Origin of the sequence: Yinghuangia soli (genome assembly GCF_021502675.1) — a bacterium.
Lineage (GTDB): Bacteria > Actinomycetota > Actinomycetes > Streptomycetales > Streptomycetaceae > Yinghuangia > Yinghuangia soli.
The window spans coordinates 1-17,700 of record NZ_JAKFHA010000006.1 but is presented as its reverse complement, the minus strand read 5'-3'; the positions used below and the strand labels follow the sequence as shown (position 1 = coordinate 17,700).

At 72.6% G+C, this 17,700-nt stretch carries 15 protein-coding genes and 1 pseudogene; 7 read left to right on the top strand and 9 right to left on the bottom strand.

Annotated features, from left to right (window positions below):
- Positions 1-27 precede the first annotated feature (27 nt).
- On the bottom strand, positions 28-975 hold the full coding sequence (locus tag LZ495_RS13145; protein WP_235052338.1) for a DMT family transporter: 948 nt from the start codon (positions 973-975) through the stop codon (positions 28-30).
- A gap of 90 nt (positions 976-1,065) precedes the next feature.
- Between LZ495_RS13145 and pdxR the strand changes: the two genes are divergently transcribed.
- The 3 genes from pdxR to LZ495_RS13130 all read left to right on the top strand — a co-directional run bounded on the left by pdxR (position 1,066) and on the right by LZ495_RS13130 (position 3,812).
- A complete protein-coding gene (gene pdxR, locus LZ495_RS13140) occupies positions 1,066-2,454 on the top strand; it encodes a MocR-like pyridoxine biosynthesis transcription factor PdxR (protein WP_235052337.1) in 1,389 nt (462 codons plus the stop codon).
- A gap of 233 nt (positions 2,455-2,687) precedes the next feature.
- Positions 2,688-3,329, top strand: a complete 642-nt coding sequence (locus tag LZ495_RS13135; protein ID WP_268822771.1) for a DUF1707 SHOCT-like domain-containing protein — start codon at positions 2,688-2,690, stop codon at positions 3,327-3,329.
- Between the two features lie 144 nt (positions 3,330-3,473).
- Complete coding sequence (locus tag LZ495_RS13130) at positions 3,474-3,812, top strand: WhiB family transcriptional regulator (RefSeq protein WP_235052335.1); 339 nt, start codon at positions 3,474-3,476, stop codon at positions 3,810-3,812.
- 30 nt (positions 3,813-3,842) lie between these two features.
- On the opposite strand, the gene LZ495_RS13125 is transcribed toward LZ495_RS13130, so the two are convergent.
- The 5 genes and pseudogenes from LZ495_RS13125 to LZ495_RS13105 all read right to left on the bottom strand — a co-directional run bounded on the left by LZ495_RS13125 (position 3,843) and on the right by LZ495_RS13105 (position 10,590).
- The gene (locus LZ495_RS13125) at positions 3,843-5,936 is read right to left on the bottom strand and encodes an MFS transporter (RefSeq protein ID WP_308268108.1); all 2,094 of its coding nucleotides are present in this window, start codon (positions 5,934-5,936) and stop codon (positions 3,843-3,845) included.
- A 178-nt stretch (positions 5,937-6,114) separates the two neighbouring features.
- A complete protein-coding gene (gene glpX / locus LZ495_RS13120; protein WP_235052333.1) occupies positions 6,115-7,146 on the bottom strand; it encodes a class II fructose-bisphosphatase in 1,032 nt (343 codons plus the stop codon).
- Positions 7,147-7,368: 222 nt separating this feature from the next.
- A pseudogene (locus tag LZ495_RS45265) lies at positions 7,369-9,257 on the bottom strand (ABC transporter permease).
- Between the two features lie 101 nt (positions 9,258-9,358).
- A complete protein-coding gene (gene modA / locus LZ495_RS13110) occupies positions 9,359-10,195 on the bottom strand; it encodes a molybdate ABC transporter substrate-binding protein (RefSeq protein ID WP_235052332.1) in 837 nt (278 codons plus the stop codon).
- Entirely contained in the window at positions 10,192-10,590 is a 399-nt protein-coding gene (locus LZ495_RS13105) for a TOBE domain-containing protein (protein WP_235052331.1), read from the bottom strand. The genes modA and LZ495_RS13105 overlap by 4 nt, the downstream gene beginning before the upstream one ends.
- 123 nt (positions 10,591-10,713) lie before the next feature.
- Here LZ495_RS13105 and LZ495_RS13100 point away from each other — a divergent pair, with 123 nt between their 5' ends.
- The 3 genes from LZ495_RS13100 to LZ495_RS13090 all read left to right on the top strand — a co-directional run bounded on the left by LZ495_RS13100 (position 10,714) and on the right by LZ495_RS13090 (position 12,162).
- Positions 10,714-11,319, top strand: a complete 606-nt coding sequence (locus LZ495_RS13100) for a DUF4245 domain-containing protein (RefSeq protein ID WP_235052330.1) — start codon at positions 10,714-10,716, stop codon at positions 11,317-11,319.
- 112 nt (positions 11,320-11,431) lie between these two features.
- Entirely contained in the window at positions 11,432-11,944 is a 513-nt protein-coding gene (locus tag LZ495_RS13095) for a GNAT family N-acetyltransferase (protein WP_235052329.1), read from the top strand.
- Entirely contained in the window at positions 11,941-12,162 is a 222-nt protein-coding gene (locus LZ495_RS13090; RefSeq protein ID WP_235052328.1) for a hypothetical protein, read from the top strand. Before LZ495_RS13095 ends, LZ495_RS13090 begins: the two co-directional genes overlap by 4 nt.
- 19 nt (positions 12,163-12,181) lie before the next feature.
- Here the strand turns inward: LZ495_RS13090 and LZ495_RS13085 are convergent, their stop codons facing one another.
- The 3 genes from LZ495_RS13085 to xseA all read right to left on the bottom strand — a co-directional run bounded on the left by LZ495_RS13085 (position 12,182) and on the right by xseA (position 16,578).
- A complete protein-coding gene (locus LZ495_RS13085; protein WP_235052327.1) occupies positions 12,182-12,427 on the bottom strand; it encodes an exodeoxyribonuclease VII small subunit in 246 nt (81 codons plus the stop codon).
- 20 nt (positions 12,428-12,447) lie between these two features.
- Positions 12,448-15,204, bottom strand: coding sequence for an immune inhibitor A domain-containing protein (locus tag LZ495_RS13080; RefSeq protein WP_235052326.1), 2,757 nt, complete (start codon positions 15,202-15,204; stop codon positions 12,448-12,450).
- A gap of 162 nt (positions 15,205-15,366) precedes the next feature.
- Entirely contained in the window at positions 15,367-16,578 is a 1,212-nt protein-coding gene (gene xseA / locus LZ495_RS13075; RefSeq protein WP_235052325.1) for an exodeoxyribonuclease VII large subunit, read from the bottom strand.
- A 92-nt stretch (positions 16,579-16,670) separates the two neighbouring features.
- Here xseA and LZ495_RS13070 point away from each other — a divergent pair, with 92 nt between their 5' ends.
- A complete protein-coding gene (locus LZ495_RS13070; RefSeq protein ID WP_235052324.1) occupies positions 16,671-17,648 on the top strand; it encodes a 4-hydroxy-3-methylbut-2-enyl diphosphate reductase in 978 nt (325 codons plus the stop codon).
- Positions 17,649-17,700 lie beyond the last annotated feature (52 nt).

The window sequence follows — 17,700 nt, the reverse complement described above, 5'->3', positions numbered from 1 at the left end:
AGCTTGCCACGGCCGGGAACATGCGTTCTAGCCAGCAAGCGCCTCGACTTTCCTGGTCGGCTCTGCGGTCGCCGGAGCCGTTCGCGGCGGCGGCTCCGGGGTGCGGCGCCGGCTCATGCCGACCGCGACGCCGAGGCCCACCAGCAGGCTTCCGGCCAACTGCAGGGCGCGTACCTCGCCGGTGCCCAGGAGCAGTGCGGACAGCGCCGCGGAGACCGGGATCAGGCCGCAGAACAGGCCCGCCCGCTCGGCTCCCAGGGTGCCCAGGGCGCTGTACCAGAGCAGGAACGCGGCGACCGTGGCGACCAACCCGATGAAGACCAGGGCGGCGGCCTCGGCCGGAGTCGGCATGCGGAGCAGCCCGGTGCCGTCCGTCACGGCGCCGATCGCCAGCGACTGCGGTACGGCCAGCATGGTCGAGTACGTCGCGACGCGCAGTGGGCCGAGCCGCGGCAGCAGGGGAACGGCCAGCAGCGAGAAGGCCAGTTCGCACCCGAGCACGCCCAGGGCCAGGACAAGCCCGGTGGCGGAGGAACTGCCGAAGCCCTCGACCGCGACCGCGCCGCCGACCACCAGCAGCGATCCGGCCACGATCCGCGCACCCGGGCGCCGGCGGGCCATGAGCGGTGCCGCCACGGCGAGCACCACCGGAGCGCAGCCCAGGATGCTGCCGACAGTCGCCGGGTCGGCGTGCTCCAGGGCGCCGATGAGCAACTGGTTGAACAGGGCCTGCCCGAGCAGCGCGAGCAGGAAGAGCAGGCCCCAGTCCCGCAGGCCGATCCGGATCCGGGGCGTCCGGCGCATTCGCAGCACCGCGTACATCGCCGCTGCGGCGAGCGCGTACCGGACGGCCTGGCCGCCGCCGACGGGGAAGTGGACCAGCGCCGCCGAGACGCCGGCCGCCATGCCGACGAGGACCTGGGAGAGCGCTGCGAACGTTGCGCCGACGGACGGCGCCTGACCGGAAGGCCTCATGACCAGCTACGTTAGGAAGCAGGTGGATCGCAACACAGGGCCACCCATACGTCCTGGCAGAGGACCACTTATGCACGACGAGGGGCGGCAATGAAGGACTTGCTGGTCGGAATCGACCGCGGCAGCGGCAACGTCGGGGCGCAGATCACCTCCGGGCTGCGCGAGGCGGTGCGCACCGGGCGCCTGGCCCCGGGCGACCGGCTGCCGTCCAGCCGCACCCTGGCCGCGGACCTCGGCGTGTCCCGCGGCATGGTCGTCGAGGCGTATGAACAGCTGGTCGCCGAGGGCTATCTGACGAGCCGTCACGGATCCGGCACGCGCGTCGCGGACATCCCCGAGCGGCCTGCCCCGGGCCCCGAGCAGCCGCGCGACGACCACGGCATCTCGGCACTGCCGTACGACCTGAAGCCCGGCACCTCCGACATGTCGGCGTTCCCGCGGGCCGCCTGGCTGGCCGCGACGCGGCACGCGCTCGCGACCGTGCCGCACAGCCGCCTGTCGTACGGCGACCCGGGCGGAGTGCCGGAGCTGCGCACCGCGCTCGCCGCCTACCTGGGCCGGGTGCGGGCCGCGAACGCCTCGCCGGACCGCATCGTGGTCGTCGGCGGGGTCGCGCAGGGCATCGCACTGGTCGTGCAGGCGCTCGCCGCGCGCGGCCACACGCTGCTCGCCGTCGAGGACCCGTCCAGCAACACGCAGCGCGGCCTGCTGCGCAGCAACGGCATCCCGGTCACCGGCGTCCCGGTGGACGCCGAGGGCCTCGACGTCGCGGCGCTGGCCCGCACCGGCGCCCGCGCGGTGCTGGTCACGCCCGCGCACCAGTACCCCACCGGGGTCGTGCTCTCGCCCGAGCGCCGGGCCCGGCTGACCGCCTGGGCGCGCGACGTGGACGGGCTGATCATCGAGGACGACTACGACGCGGAGTTCCGCTACGACCGCGACCCGGTCGGCTGCCTGCAGGGCCTGGACCCGGACCGCGTCGTGCACTTGGGGTCGACCAGCAAGGCCCTCGCACCCGGCATGCGCCTCGGCTGGGCGGTGGTGCCGCACGTGTGGCTGGAACAGGTGCGCGAGCTCAAGCAGTACGCCGACCTGGGATCCGCGGTGATCAACCAGTTCGCCTTCGTGCAGCTGCTGGAAAGCGGCGGCTACGACCGGCACTTGCGGGCCATGCGGCTGCGCTACCGGACCCGGCGCGACGCGGTCGCCGACGCCTTCGCCGAGTTCCTGCCCGAGGTGCGGCCGGACGGCATCCGGGCCGGCCTGCACCTGTACATCGAACTCCCCTACGGCTGCAAGGAGGCCGATGTCGTGGCGGCCGCCGCGGCGCGCGGCGTGCGGGTCGAGCCGGTCGGCCCGATGCGCGAGGAGGGCTACGAGGCGCCGCCCGCGCTGGTGCTGGGATATGCGTCGCATCCCGAGGACAAACTCCGCGAGGCGATCCGCCGGCTGGCCGAGGCCTGCCGCGAAGTGCGCTGAGGCACGCCGGGGTCCTCCGGGGTCCGCCGAAGCGAGCCGAAGTGGGCCGAGCATGCCGGACCGCGGGGTGCGGCGGATAAGGTCGTGGCGTGGAGCAGCCCTCGGAGAGCCCGGAGAACCCTGTCCCCGCCGTTCCGCCGCAGCCGGCCGAGCCGCCGTCCGCGGCGGCGCCGCCTGCCGCGCCCCCGCGGCCGGTGTCGACGGTGCCCACCGGGCCCGTCGCGGCGGCCGACATGCGCGCGTCCGACGCCGACCGCGACCGCGTCGCGCAGATCCTGCGCACCGCGTTCGAAGAAGGCCGGCTGACCATCGACGAGCACTCCGAGCGCATCGAGGCGCTGTATGCCGCCAAGACGATGGGGGAGCTGGAGCCGCTCACCTTCGACCTGCCGGTGGCGGGGCGGCGGCCCGACCTGACCAAGCCGCGCTCGGTCCCCGCACCGCGGGCGTTCGCGTACCGGGTCGCGCCGACCGGCGACCACCCGGCCGAATCGCCTTCGCTGGTCGCGGTGTTCGGCAGCGCGGAGCGCAAGGGCCCGGGCCGGATCGGCAGGCGGCTGCGGGCCGCGGCGGTGTTCGGCGGCATCGAGATCGACCTGTCCGAGGCGACGTTCGAGTCGCCGGTGCTGGTGATCCACGTGGCGACGGTGTTCGGCGGCATCGACGTGCGGGTGCCCGAGGGCGTCACGGTCCGCGGCCACGGGGCGGGGATCTTCGGTTCGTTCGAGGTGCAGCAGCAGGAGGCCGAGGACCCGGACGCGCCGGTGGTGATCGTCAAGGGCGCCGCGGTGTTCGGCGGCATCGATATCCGGCCGAAGCGCGCCAAGGGCCGGCGCAAGCATCTCGGCCGCGGGCCGGACAAAGACGACGACTGACCGCGATTCGTGGTTTGTTGCTTTCCCGTCAGTTGTCGGGACTCGCGGCATGTACCGGGATTTGGCCGGGTAGGCGGATGGTGGGACGTACGACTCCACCCCCGCCTGCCGGCGGGGGTCCCCTCTGCCGCGAGGAGATCAAACGTGCCCGACCGGAGTGATCTGCCCTCCTCCGCCCGAGACATCGCCGAACCGGCACCGCGCGCGACGACCTGGATCCCTCCGGCCGCCGGCGCCTGCCGCAGCGAGGACCTGCGCTTGTTCCTCGGCATGCCGGGGGAGCCCGCGGTCGCCCGGATCGCCCGCGAAGAGGAGGCCAAGCGCATCTGCGCCTGCTGCGGCGTGCTCCTCGAATGCCGGGCCGCGGCCCTGGCCGACGGTGCCGAACCCACCGGAGTACGGGGCGGGTTGGCCCCCGAGGAGCAGCGGGCGATCGCCCGCCGGCGCCGACGCCGGGGCAGCCGGCGGTCCGCCGGGCGCTGAGCCCGTCCGGAACCCCCGGGCCCGAACCGGTCACGCGCCGCGGCGTTCGCCTTCGTCCACCAGGTGGTCCCGCGGAGTGTCCGTCGTCAGGCGGGCCAATTTGCCCAGCAGTGCGGTCAGTTCGGCGTGCTGCTCGGGGGACAGGTCGGCGATGACCTCGCCGAGCAGCTCGCGCCGCGCCTCCACCAGGCGCTCCACGATGTCCTTGCCCGGTGCGGTCACCGCCAGCCGGCCCTTCGGATCGAACGCGGCCTGCCCGGCGTCGACCAGCTGCGCCGCGTACTTCTGCACCGAGGGCAGTGGTTCGTGCAGCTTCTTGGCCAGGTCGGTGTCCGAGATGGGCCCGAAGTTGTCGAGCTGCACCAGGCCGTAGGCGCACGGCACCGAGATCTCCAGCCCGGCGCGCTCGATCATGCGCTCGTAGCGGGTCCAGCCGTTCTCGCGGTGCGCCAGCTGCGTCATGGCCCGCTCGACCTCCTGCACCGAGGTGCGCGAGGCCGGGCGGTACGCGTCCAGCACGTCCGTGCCGGTCGACTTGCGCAGCGGGATCTCCTTGAGCAGGAAGCTGAGCAGGAACGCCACCACGATGATCGCCGCGGCGATCAGGAACACCGTCTGCAGGGACTCGGCGTACGCGTGGATGAAGCCCTGGTGCGTCTCCGGCGGCAGCTTGTCGAGTTCCGCGGGGCTGGACGCCGCGGCCTTGGGGTCGACGCCGGGCGGTAGTTGCAGGCCCTGCTCCGCGGCGTCCTTCAGGTTCTCGGTGAGCTGCGCGTTGAAGATCGAACCGAAGATCGCGGCACCGAACGAGCCGCCGATGGAGCGGAAGAACGTCGCCCCCGAGGTGGCCACGCCCAGGTCCTTGTAGTCCACCGAGTTCTGCACGGCCAGCACGATGACCTGCATGACAAGGCCCAGGCCGAGGCCGAACACCAGCATGTACAGGGACGACGCGGCGGTGGTCGTGTACTCGTCCATGCGGGAGAGCAGGAACATCCCGACGGCCATCACCGCGGTGCCCAGGATCGGGAAGATCTTGTAGCGGCCCCGGCGGGTGATCAGCTGGCCGCTGCCGATCGAGCTGACCAGCAGGCCGAGCATCATGGGCAGCAGCCGCAGGCCGGACTCGGTGGCCGAGGCCCCGTTGACCACCTGCATGAACAGCGGCAGGAAGCTGAGCGCGCCCATCATCGCGAAGCCGACCACGAAGCCGATGGCCGAGGTGATCCGGAAGATCGGCTGGCCGAACAGGTGCAGCGGCAGGACCGGTTCGGCGGCCTTGCGCTCGACCATCACGAACAGCGCCAGCAGGACCGCCGCGGCGATGCCGAGGCCGAAGATCTCGGCGGACAGCCATGGGTACGTCGACCCGCCGAAGGTGCTGAGCAGCACCAGGCAGGTCGTCGCGCCGGCCAGCAGCACGATGCCCCAGTAGTCGATGGACGGCTTCCCGCGGATGTTGTCGGTGTGCAGCGCGATCGCGATGACCACGAGGGCGACCGCGCCGATCGGCAGGTTGATGTAGAAGACCCAGCGCCACGACAGGTTGTCCACGAAGAAGCCGCCGAGCAGCGGCCCGGCCACACTGGTGACACCGAACACCGCACCGAACAGACCGGTGTATCGCCCGCGTTCGCGCGGCGGCACGACGTCGCCGATGATCGCCTGGGACAGCACCATGAGCCCGCCGCCGCCCAGCCCCTGCAGCCCGCGGAAGGCGATGAGCTGCGGCATGTTCTGCGCGATGCCGCACAGCGCCGAGCCGATCAGGAAGATGACGATCGAGGCCTGGAAGAGCGTCTTGCGGCCGACCAGGTCGCCGAGCTTTCCCCACAGCGGGGTGCTCACCGTGGACGCCAGCAGGTACGCGGTGACCACCCACGACAGGTGGTTCAGCCCGCCCAGGTCGCCCACGATGGTCGGCAGCGCGGTGGACACGATCGTCTGGTCCAGCGCGGCGACCAGCATGCCGAGCATCAGGCCGGTGAAGATGAGCCAGAGCTTCTGGTCCTCGCGGGCCGCGGGCGGCGCTTCGGCGGTCGCGGTCATCCGGCTCCTCCTCCTAGGATCCGCTGCGGATCTGCTGCGGGGCTGACGGCAGCTATACCCAGGAACCGGATAAATCAGATAAAAACTTCTCAGTTGCCCGGAGGGAGTCGCTCGCTCGGCCTACCCGGGCGGTCCCGGAACGGCGGCGGCCGGGCCGCCCCCGAAGGAGCGGCCCGGCCGTCGTGCGTACCGCGGAGTCTGCGCCGTGCCGTGCAGGCCGGTGCGGACCGGTGCGGACCGGGAGGGTGTCCGGTCAGCGCGCGCGGTCGAAGTCGATCGCGCTGTAGGCCCGCAGCTTCGACAGCCGGTGCTGGCTGTCGATGTTCCGGATGGTGCCGCTCTTCGAGCGCATGACCAGCGACGACGTGTGCGCCGTGCTGGACCGGTAGCGCACGCCGCGCAGCAGCTCGCCGTCGGTGATGCCGGTCGCGACGAAGAAGACGTTGTCGCCGGAGACCAGGTCGTCGGTCAGCAGCACGCGGTTCAGGTCGTGGCCCGCGTCCAGCGCCTTCTGGCGCTCGGCCTCGTCCTTGGGCCACAGCCGGCCCTGGATCACGCCGCCCATGCACTTGATGGCGGCCGCCGCGATGATGCCCTCCGGCGTCCCGCCGATGCCGAGCAGCAGGTCGACGCCGGTGCCGTCCTTGGCCGCCATGATGGCGCCCGCGACGTCGCCGTCGGTGATGAACTTGATGCGCGCGCCGGACTCGCGGATCTCCTTGACGATCGACTCGTGGCGCGGCCGGTCCAGGATGCAGACCGTGACGTCCTCGGGCGCCGAGTTCTTGGCCTTCGCGACGCGGCGGATGTTCTCGCCGACCGGCGCGGTCAGGTCCACCACGTCCGCGGCCTCCGGGCCGGTGACGAGCTTCTCCATGTAGAACACCGCGGACGGGTCGTACATCGTGCCGCGCTCGGCGACCGCCATGACCGCGATCGCGTTGTTCATGCCCTTCGCGGTGAGCGTCGTGCCGTCGACCGGGTCGACCGCGACGTCGCACTCGGGGCCGGAGCCGTCGCCGACCCGCTCCCCGTTGAAGAGCATCGGCGCGTCGTCCTTCTCGCCTTCGCCGATGACGACGACGCCGTTCATCGAGACGGTGCCGATGAGGGTGCGCATGGCCTTGACCGCGGCGCCGTCGGCACCGTTCTTGTCACCGCGCCCGACCCAGCGGCCGGCGGCCATGGCGGCCGCCTCGGTCACGCGGACGAGTTCGAGTGCGAGGTTCCGGTCCGGAGCCTCGGGGTCGACGACAAGCTGCGGCGGTACGGACTGGTCCGTCATAGTGGCGGGCCCTTCCTGTCGGGGAATCTCGGCCGAGACCACGAGGGGTGCCCTGATCCCCGGTGGCCGTGCTCGTCCTGCGGTGCGGGCTGCACACGGACTACGCGGCCCCGGGCCCGGACGGATTCCAACGGGATTGCCCCGATGTTATCCGCACGGGCGTGCATCGGTGCAGGTAGCCCGGGGGACGGATCCGCATCGGGCAGCCCCGTGACGGCGCTGTCACAGCGCGGTCAGGCGCACCGCGGTGGCCTTGACGCCCGCCCACACCGGCAGGCCCTCGCCGAGGGCGAGTTCGGCGGCGGCCTGCGCGGTCACCTCGGCGACCAGGTCGGGGCCCGCCCCGGGACCCGGCCCCGGGCCTGCCGACGGGCGCACGGTGATGCGCAACCGCGTGCCGGTGCCGGTCACTTCGGCGACGGTGCCGGCCCACACGTTCCGCTCGCTGCCGGCCGGCGGCTCGCGGTGCAGGGTCACGTGGTCAGGGTGCACGGTCACCAGGACCGGGCCGGCCGGCACGTCGTCGGCGCTTGCGATCACGCGGCCGTCGGCGAGGTGCACACCGTCCGGGCCGCTGACCCCGGTGTACGCGTTGAGGCCGAGCATGCGGGCCACCCACGCCGAGCGCGGCGCCCGGGTGACCTCGGCCGGGGACGCGTCCTGGACGACCGTCCCGGACTCGACGACCAGCATGCGGTCCGCGAGGCTCAGCGCGTCCACCGGATCGTGCGTGACGATCAGGCAGGCGCCGTCGTACGGGCCCAGATGCGCGCGCAGCGTGTGCCGCACCGAGGCGCGCGTCTCCACGTCCAGTGCGGCCAGCGGCTCGTCGAGCAGCAGCAGGCGCGGCTCGGGGGCCAGCGCGCGGGCCAGTGCGACGCGCTGCTGCTGGCCGCCGGACAGCTGCCCGGGGCGGCGCCCGGCGAGCCCGGCCAGGCCCAGCCGGTCCAGCCATTCCCGGGCGGACTCCCGGGCCCCGGCCCGGCTCAGGCCGCGGCCGCGCAGCCCGTACGCGACGTTGCGGGCCGCGGTCAGATGCGGGAACAGCGCGCCGTCCTGCGGCACATAGCCGATGCGGCGCAGATGCGGCGGCAGAGTGCCGACGTCGCGGCCGTCGATGGCGACCGCGGCCCGCGCCGGACCGGGCAGTCCGGCCAGGGCCCGGAGCAGCGTCGACTTGCCGGCTCCGTTCGGGCCGACGACGGCGACCACTTCGCCTGCCGAGACGGCGAGTTCGGCGGTGATCAGGCCTTCGGTGCGGGCCTGCAGGGCGGCGGTCACCGGCCGGCCTCGTCCGGTTCGGGCACGTACGGCTGCTTGCGGGTCGGCGACAGCCAGCGGCCGCGCAGCGCGACCAGCACGACCACCGAGACGGCGAGCAGCATCAGGCTGACCGCGACGGCGGTGTCCGGGTCGTCCTGGAGCATCAGATAGACCGCCAGCGGGAGTGTCTGGGTCTCGCCGGGCAGGTTGCCCGCGAAGGTGATGGTGGCCCCGAACTCGCCCAGGGCGCGTGCCCAGGCGAGCGCCGAGCCGGCCGCGAGGCCGGGCGCGATGAGCGGGAGCGTGACGGTGCAGAAGACCCGCAGCGGGCCCGCGCCGAGCGTCGCGGCGGTCTCCTCGTACTTGCGGTCCAGGCCCGCGATGGCGCCCTCGACCGACAGCACCAGGAATGGCAGCGCCACGAACGCCCCGGCCAGCATCGCGCCGGTCATCGAGAACGTCAGGCGCACGCCCATCGATTCGAGCCACGGCCCGAGGACGCCGCGCCGCCCGAACGCGAGCAGCAGCGCGACGCCGCCCACCACGGGAGGAAGCACCAGCGGGAGCAGCACCAGCGCCCGCAGCAGCGCCTTGCCGGGGAAGTCCACCCGGGCGAACAGCCAGGCCAGCGGCACCCCGAGGACCAGGCTGATGGCCAGCGCCCCGAACGAGCACTGGATCGACAGGCGCAGCGCGGTGCGCACCGCCGGGTCGCCGAGGCGCTCGGGGACGGACTGCCACGGCGCCCGGACCAGCAGGCCGACCAGCGGCAGGACGACGAACGCCAGCCCGACGAGGGACGGCAGCAACAGCAGCACCGGGACCCGGGTGCGCGGGATGCGCGGCACGCGGGCCGGTGCGGCGGAGCCCGGCGCGGGGGCAGGGGCGGCCGCCGCGCCGGCACCGGTCTCCCGATGCCCGGCGCGGCCGCCGCTCCCGGGCTTGCCGATCACGGTGCGGCGAACCCGTACTTCTTGAGGATCTCCTGCGCCTCGGGGGTGCGCAGCCACTGCGTGAACGCGGCGGCCGGGTCCTGCTGCTTGCTCTCCTTGATCACCGCGACCGGGTACGACGCGACGACGTTGTGCTGGTCCGGGATCTCGACCGAGGCGACCGCCTCGCCGGCCGACTTGGCGTCCGTGGTGTAGACGATGCCGGCGTCCGCCTCGCCCATCCGCACCCGGGTGACGACGGCCTTGACGTCGACCTCCTCGGACTTCGGCTTGACCGCCACGCCCGCCTTGCCGAGCGCCTCGCGGGCGTAGCGGCCCACCGGGACGGTCGGGCCGGCCAGCACCACGGTCAGGTCGCCGCGGGACAGGTCGGCGAGCGAGGTGATCTTCTTCGGGTTGCCCGGCGCGACCAGGATGGTCAGCTTGTTCTTGGCGAACACCTGCGGCGCGTTCACCTGCGCGGCGAGCCCGTCCATGGTCTTGGTGTCCGCGGTCGCGATGACGTCGGCGGGCGCGCCCTGCTTCACCTGCGCGGCGAGCTCCTGCGAGCCGGCGAAGGAGAACTTGACGTTCTGGTCCTTGTGGTTCTTGGTGTACGCCTTGCCGGCTTCCTCGAATGCCGAGGTCAGCGACGCCGCGGCCAGCACGGTGATGGTCGAGGCCGGCTTGTCGGCCGGCGCGGACGGCGCACCGGAGCCGCCGGGCGTCTGCCCGGTGCTCTTGTCGTCCTTCTTGCCCTTGTCGTCTTTGTCGTCGTCCCCGCAGCCCGCGACCAGCAGCAGGGCTGCGGACACGGCGGCTATCGGGGCGGCGGCACGGCGCAGGGATCTCACGGCAACTCCACGGTCACGTTGGTCGATTTGACCGCGGCCACCGCCTCGACGCCGGGCGCCAGGCCCAGCTCCTCGACGGCTTCCCGGGTCAGCAGGGAGACCACCCGATGCGGTCCCGCCTGGATCTCCACCTGCGCCGCGACGTCGCCGAGGATCACCTTGGTGACGATCCCGGGGAAGGAATTGCGGGCCGACGACATCCGCGGGGTGTCCGGCACCCCGGCGGCGTCCTCGGCGAGGGCGACCGCGAACGCGGCGAGCGCCGCGCCTTCGACGACCCGGTGGCCGTGCTCGTCCCGGGACGTGGGCAGGCGTCCCGAGTCTGCCCAGCGGCGGGCGGTGTCCGGGCTCACGCCGAGAAGCTGCGCGACCCGGCCCATGCGGTAGGTGGGCATGAGCGGGACCATACTCCAATCATTCCTGGCATCTGCAATGGGATGTATCTACAAGTCCTTGCAGATGCGATGGCCGATGCACCCGGTGTCGGGGCATAGTGCGCGATGGGGGACCATGGTGCCGTGGCAAAGAAGCGTGGTCTCGAGACGGTCCGGGACATGGTCCTGTCGCTGGGTGTCGTGGGCATCGCCGTGGTGCTGCTGCTGATCTTCGGCCAGCACAGCGCGCAGGACCCGGTGAAGCGGATCGATTATTCGCTGAAATTCCAGCAGGCCAGCCAGGACGCGCCGTACCCGCTGCTCGGCCCGGCCGGACTGCCCGACCAGTGGCGTGCGACGTCCGCCTACTACGACGGCATGAAGCCGGCCGACACCACATGGCACATCGGCTTCATCAACCCGAACGACGAGTACGCCGCGGTCGAGCAGAGCAACGGCGACCCGGTGCAGTTCGTGAAGGCGAAGAGCAAGGGCGGCGCGCAGGTCGGCACCGTCGACGTGGCGGGCAAGCCGTGGGCCTCGTACGACGGGCCGAAGTACCGCTCGCTGGTGCGCACCGAGGACGGCGTGACCACGATCGTCACCGGCACCGCCACCTTCGACGACCTCGCCGTGCTGGCCGCCGCGCTGCGCACCGCGCCGCCGCTGGCCGGTTGGGTGACCGCGCCGAGCACCTCGCCGTCCGCAGTGCCGGGCGGGACGCCGGGCAGCACGCCTGCCGCACCCTGACCGGTCGCCGAGGCTGTCGCGGATTGCCCCGTTCCGGGCGTTCCGCGGTCCGGCATCGAGAGTTCACTCCGGAGACGCCCGCACGTCTTGATCCCGGTGTCAGCCTTCCGCGGTGGACGTCTCGTACTTCTGCGGAACACTCGCCGAGCTGAGCGCCGAGCGGCTCTACCGCCTGCTCGCGCTGCGCAGCCAGGTCTTCGTGGTCGCCCGCCAGCGCGCGCGGCACGAACCCGACGGGCTCGACATCGAGCCCGCCACCCTCCATGTGTGGGGCGAGCGCGACGGCGTGCCGGTCGCCACGCTCCGGCTGACCGAGGAGCCGTCCGGCATCCTGCGGCTCGGGCGGCTCTGCACCGCCCCCGCCGAACGCCGCAACGGCCACGCCACGACGCTGGTCGAGCACGCGGTCATGCTCGCCGAAGGCCGCCCGTTGATCGCCGACGTGTTCGTGCGCAGCGCGCCGTGGTTCGAGCAGCGCGGCTTCGTCGCGATGGGCGGCCGCTCGGTCGTCGACGGCGAGCCGCATCTGCACCTGCGGTACGAACCGGCCCGCCCGGCGGTGCCGCCGCCTCCGCAGTTCACTCCGGACGGGCAGCCGTACGTGCCGGCGTGGGTGGCCCTGTGACCCGGGACATAGGCGGCGGCCTGCCCGGGCCGGGCGGCGGGCCGCGGTCGGGGCCCGCCGAGCGGGCCCGCGGCTACGCGCAGCGCTGGCGGCCGGTCGCCGAACGCCCCGGCGAGGGCTGGGAGGTCCTGCCCCCGCTGCGCTGGGTGGTGCTCGGCGGCGCCACCGCGCTGGTGCTGCTGGCCCTGATGATCGCGGTCGCGGTGCTGGACGGCTGAGCCGCCGCCCGGGGACGCCCTACTCGGGAGCGTCCTCGGCCTGCGCCTTCATGACCGCGTCCAGCCGGGCCCGCGCACCGTCGAGCCACTGCTGGCACACGGTCGCGAGCTTCTCGCCGCGCTCCCACAGCGCGAGCGACTCCTCGAGCGTGATGCCGCCTGTCTCCAGCCGCCGCACGACCTCGATCAGTTCGTCGCGGGCCTGCTCGTATCCCAGGGACTCCTCGCCGGAGTCGACCCCGGCGTCCACACTCTTCTTCGCCATGCGCTCCAGACTATGCGGCGTCACCGACGCGCCGGGGTGACCGAGACCAGCGCGCCGCGGTCGTCCGGGAAGGGCGCCACCACGCGCGCCGAGACGCCGTAGGCCTGGCCCGGCTCCGGGTCGCCGGTGCCCAGGACCGAGCCGCCGAACGGCTCCCCGTAGTGCGCGGTGTCCGGCGATCCGTCCGGCAGCAGCACCTTGGTCGAGTAGGGGCCGCGGGCCGGGACCACGGTGCCGCCGTCCCGGAAGCGGTCCAGCGGCCGCCCGTCCAGATACTCGACGCCGGCCGCCCAGCCGCGGGAGTCGGTGAACTCCGGCAGGCCGCCGAGCGCGGGGAAGTCCTGGCAGGCCTTGCCCTGCGTGTGGCAGGCCTTGAAGGGCGCGGTCGGGTCAGGGGAGAAGGCGGCGTTGGACGACTGCGCGCGGTTCTCCAGGTTCTTCAGCGGATTGCGCGTGCTCGCGTAGGCGGCACCGGCCTCGCCGCTCCAGCGCAGCGGGTCCACGTGCGCGTCGACCAGCAGCACCTGGCCCTTGGGGCCGTGGCTGGGCGGGGCGTCCAGATTGAAGCGCACGCCGTTGTTCTGGTACTCCGCATCGCGCAGCCACACGAGCAGGCCCGGCACGTTGTACGGGACCCGGGCGATCTCGGTGCCGTCCCCGGCGCTGCGGACCGTCGTGTACGCGTACCGCAGGCCCTCGTCGAATCCGGTCGGGGTGCGCCACTCGAGCAGGTAGTACTGCTCGCGCTCCACCGCGCCCGAGGTGCGCGACCAGCCCGCCCCGCGGGTGATCGTGGACGTGCCGAGCTGCGCGCGCCACCCGGCGTCGCCCTCCTCGACGCCGTCCGACCAGACCGTGGCGCCGTCCGCGACCAGTGCGAAGTCGTCGGCGAACCAGCCCCGTTCGGCGAACGCCGCGTCGGTCATCAGGCCGAGGCGCACCTGCACGGTGCGGCCCGCATACCCGGTCAGGTCCACGCGGTCGTGCCGCCAGCCGCCGGAACTACCGGTCAGGCCGTGGCTCTTGCGGAACTCGGAAAGATTGCGGTTGGGGTCCGGGTATCCGGCCGGCGTGGACACGAGGTTGCCCGCCTCGTCGTGCACCGGCAGCTGGGTCCAGGTGCGGCCGTCGTCGGCGGACACCTCGACGAAGCCGTAGTCCCAGTCCTCTTCGATCAGATAGTCGTTCCACATCCACAGCGCCGCGTCCTTGGCGCCCGCGGGGACGGACAGTTCGCGGACGATGGAGGTGTCGGCCCATTCCTGGTCGCTGCCCGAGTACCACATGCCGGTGCCGGAATGCGGTGTACCGATCCGGACCGTCTCGGCGGGCAGGTCGACGCGGACCGAATCGTGCATGCCGGGATAGGGGTTCGCGGCTGAGCCGAGCGCGATGCTGCGGGTGGGCCCGCCGACCTCGACGTGCTCGGGCTCGATCCAGCCGAGGACGTACTTGGACCACGCGCCCATGTGCGCGGGCATGGCCTGGAACAGCGGGCCGGAATGCGAACCGGACGACATCAGGTCCCAGAAGTCGACGTCGGTCTCGCCGCCGCTGAAGTTGTCGTACAGGTCGGGCAGCCCGAGGTCGTGGCCGAACTCGTGGGCGAACACGCCGACTCCGGAGTCCTCCGGCTGCACGATGTAGTTCGCGACCTTGAGGTCGCTGCCCGGGATCCGGTGGCCGCGCAGCACATTGCTCGCATGGGCCCAGATGGCGTACGTCCCCTCGGCGCCGCCGCCCGCCGACTTGTCGCGGCCGGCGTGCACCAGGACCAGGTGGTCGATCACACCGTCGGGCTCGCGCAGATTGCCGTCGTGGTCCGCATCGCCGAGGTCCTCGCGGTCGTAGTCGGCCCACGGGAAGTCCGGACGCTCCGCCGCCAGCGCGTCGACCGCGTCGATCACGAACTGGCGGACCCCGCGCGGGTTGTCGGGGTGCCCGCTGTTGTCCTGGCGCTGCGCGCCGCACTTGCCGGCCGCGTACCAGGCCTCGGAGTGCGGCACGGTCACCCAGCCGGCCGCCTCGCCGCCCACGCTGTACGCGCCCTTGGACATCTCGCGGTACATGTTGCGCATGGTCAGCCCGGTCAGGTCGATGCCGGGGTTGCCGTCGGGGCCGGTCAGGTCGGGGCGTACGCGCTCGGTGAGGCCGCGCTCGGAGTAGAGCATCGCGTTGTAGTGCGCGGGGGAGAAGTCCGGCACCCACAGGGTGTTGTTGTCCTTGGTGCCCTGCGGGCTCGGCAACTTGTTGTGCCGCGGGCCGTTCAGCAGCGTGCCGGGCGGCTCGGTCACGCAAGTGGGGTCCAGCACGCTCTTGGGGCGCCGGAAGCCGGAGAAGTCGTCGTTCGCCTGGTCGTCGAACTCGACCAGGATGGTCAGCAGTTGCGCCTCGTGCGCACCGGACTTCTTGCCGCTGCGGGCCTCCTGGCGGGCGCGGATCTCGCGCGGGCTGCGGCCGGTCGCGGCGGCTTCGGCCTCGACGGCGGCCAGGCCGCGCGCGGCGACCGGATTGCCGGCCGCGAACTTGCGGTCCAGGTCGTGCGCCCGCCGGTCGGCGGCGGTCCGCGCCTTGTTGTCCACAGGCTGTGGATCGGCCGGGATGTCGTCGCGCGGGGCCACGTAGTTGATGTAGTCGTCGGCGGCCGACGGCTGCCACCGGGCGGGGGTGTCGTGCGGGCGCGCGGGCAGGGCGCCGGGAGCGGCGGCGGCCAGCAGGGCCGCGGCGAGCAGCGGGAGCGCGAATCCGCGGACGACAGGAAGACCGGCACGGCGCATGGCAGCCCCTCCGAACGGTGTCCAAAGCCCGAACGTAAGTGGGGGCAGGGGACTGTTCGGTCACTACGCCGGAAACACGGACATAATCCACCCGTATGGCGGCAGATTAGTACGACAAGTGCCCTTCCAGGGCTCCGGATTGAGCTGTCTGCCGGGCCCGGATCACTCGCCGGTGACCGCGACGTTCAGGCGGCCGGACGCCACCCGCGCGGTGAGCTTTTCGCCCGGCTCGACCTCGGACGGACTGCGCACCGCCCGGCCGTCCTCCTTCTGCAGCACGGCGTACCCGCGCTCCAGCGTGGCGGCGGGTGAGAGGGCGACGACGCGGGCGCGGGTGTGCTCCAGGTCGGTCGCGGCGTGGTCGAGGCGGTGCTTCAGGGTCCGCCGGGAGCGTCCGACGAGGGACTCGACCTCGTCCTCGCGCACCTCGACCATGCAGTACGGCTCGGCCAGCACCGGACGGGTGCGCATCGAGGCCAGGCCGTGCTCCTCGCGTTCGAGCCGCATCGCGATGGTGTGCCGGGCCCGGTCGCGAAGCTGGTGGATGCGGGCCATCTCCTCGCCGACGTCCGGCACGATCCGCTTGGCCGCGTCGGTGGGCGTGGACGCGCGCAGGTCGGCGACCAGGTCGAGCAGCGGGTTGTCCGGCTCGTGCCCGATCGCGCTGACCACCGGCGTCGTGCAGCGGAAGACGGTGCGGACCAGCAACTCGTCGTAGAAGGGCAGCAGGTCCTCCACGCTGCCGCCGCCGCGGGCCACCACGATCAGGTCCACCGACGGGTCCGCGTCCAGCGCCTCGACGGCGGCCACCACCTGGGTGACCGCATGCACGCCCTGCACCGCGACGTTGCGCACGTCGAAGCGCACGGCCGGCCAGCGGCGCCGCGCGTTCTCCAGGACGTCCCGCTCGGCCGCGCTCGCCCGCCCGCAGACCAGTCCGATCTTGTGCGGCAGGAACGGCAGCGGCTTCTTGTGCCGCGGGTCGAACAACCCCTCGGCGGTGAGCGCCCGCTTCAGCAGTTCGATGCGGGCCAGCAGTTCGCCGATGCCGACCGGCCGGATCTCCGCGGCCCGCAGCGACAGCTGGCCGCGCGGTGCGTACCACTCCGGCTTGGCGTGCACGACGACCCGGTCGCCCTCCTTGACGATGTCCGCGACCGCTTCGAAGACCTGCCGGAAGCAGGTCACCGAGATCGACACCTCGGTCGACGGGTCGCGCAGCGTCAGGAACACCACCCCGGCCCCCGGGCGCCGGCTGAGCTGGGTGATCTGGCCTTCCACCCACACCGTGCCGAGCCGGTCGATCCATCCCCCGATGAGGCGCGAGATCTCCGAGACGGGGATGGGGGATTCCGCAGAGGTAGTCAGCGCCATGCCGCCACATTACGGGCGGGCGCCGACAGTTTGTCCCAGGCCGCCCCGCGACGGACCGACCGCAGCCGGGGCGCCCCCGTACGATAGAGACCATGACTGAGGCCGACCCGCACACCCGCCGCGTCCTGCTCGCCGCCCCCCGGGGCTACTGCGCGGGCGTGGACCGGGCCATCATCACTGTCGAGAAGGCCCTGGACCTCTACGGCGCGCCGGTCTACGTCCGGCACGAGATCGTGCACAACAAGTACGTCGTCGACACGCTCCGCAAGCGCGGCGCGATCTTCGTCGACGAGGCGTACGAGGTGCCCGAGGGCGCCACCGTCATCTTCTCCGCGCACGGCGTCGCCCCGGTCGTGCACGACCAGGCCGCCGAGCGCAGCCTCAAGACCATCGACGCCACGTGCCCGCTGGTCACCAAGGTGCACAAGGAAGCCGTGCGGTACGCCGAGGAGGACTACGACATCCTCCTCATCGGCCACGAAGGCCACGAGGAAGTCATCGGCACCACGGGCGAGGCGCCCGACCACATCACGCTGGTCGACGGCCCCAAGGACGTCCCGACCGTCGAGGTCCGCGACCCGTCCAAGGTGGTCTGGCTGTCCCAGACCACGCTGTCCGTGGACGAGGCGATGGCGACGGTCGGCGCGCTCAAGGAGAAGTTCCCGCTGCTCCAGAGCCCGCCCAGCGACGACATCTGCTACGCCACGCAGAACCGGCAGACCGCGGTCAAGCAGATCGCCGCGGACGCCGACCTGATCATCGTGGTCGGGTCGAAGAACTCGTCCAACTCGGTGCGGCTCGTCGAGGTCGGCCTGGAGGCCGGCGCGGGTGCGTCGTACCTGGTCGACGGCGCCGACGAGATCGACCCGGCCTGGCTGGAGGGCGTCCGCACGGTCGGCGTCACCAGCGGCGCGTCGGTGCCCGAGGTCCTGGTGGACGGCGTCCTGGAGTGGCTGGCCGGGCACGGCTTCGACGACGTCCGGATCCACACCGCGACCGAGGAGACCCTGACCTTCTCGCTGCCGCAGGAACTGCGCCGCGACATGAAGGCCGCGGGCCTGAAGGCCTGACCGGGGTTCCCGAACAGCAGCAGAGCCCGCGCGGCCCGGCACCGATGAGGTG